We start from the raw sequence: 792 nt of genomic DNA, 5'->3' as shown, positions 1-792 counted from the left end.
ACTGGTCGGCAGTGACTCATATAAAGGCATCCTGATTGATGAAAAAGCCATCGGTACGGATTTAAACAACAAGTTTGTGTTGGTCGTGAATGCTGATAATCAATTGGAGTACCGCGCAGTCAAGCTTGGTGAAAAGGTAAATGGTCTGCGAATTGTGCGTGAAGGTTTATCCGCAAACGACAAAATTGTGGTGAATGGCTTACAACGCGTAATGCCCAATATTCAGATCGAACCCAAATTAGTGGATATGGCAACCAAAGAGCAATTAGCGGGTTTGCGTAAGGCTCAACAGTTGTTGGATAAAACCAGCACCTCACTGGCTGCAGAATCTGACAGCTCAGCAGATCAAGGATAAGGAAACCTCATGTTCTCGCAATTTTTTATCAAACGGCCAATTTTTGCAGCCGTTATTTCACTGTTCTTTTTAATTACCGGTGCTATTGCAGTATGGCAACTACCCATCACCGAATACCCTGAAGTAGTGCCTCCCACTGTTGTGGTAACAGCCAATTACCCAGGGGCTAACCCTAAAGTAATTGCTGAAACCGTCGCCTCGCCATTGGAGCAGGAAATTAACGGTGTGGAAGAGATGCTCTATATGTCTTCTCAGTCCACCTCGGATGGTCGCATGACACTCACCGTGACATTTGCCATCGGCACCGATGTTGATTTAGCCCAGACTCAGGTTCAGGCCCGGGTAGATCGTGCCATGCCACGCTTGCCACAAGAAGTACAACGCTTAGGTGTTGTCACCGAAAAATCATCACCCGATTTAACCATGGTGGTGCATTT

1 protein-coding gene and 1 pseudogene are annotated in these 792 nt (G+C 46.3%); both read left to right on the top strand.

The genetic code is table 11. The annotated features are described in order from the left end of the window. A pseudogene (locus tag B3182_RS05140) lies at positions 1-355 on the top strand (hypothetical protein); the annotation flags it as partial. Between the two features lie 9 nt (positions 356-364). Then, the coding region (locus B3182_RS05135; protein ID WP_292751832.1) for an efflux RND transporter permease subunit at positions 365-792 on the top strand (428 nt) is incomplete at its 3' end.

The sequence above is a fragment of the Methylophaga sp. UBA4204 genome (genome assembly GCF_002379485.1).
Taxonomy (GTDB): Bacteria; Pseudomonadota; Gammaproteobacteria; order Nitrosococcales; family Methylophagaceae; genus Methylophaga.
Note: the sequence above shows the minus strand (reverse complement) of the source record. Positions and strands in the feature narration are given on the sequence as shown.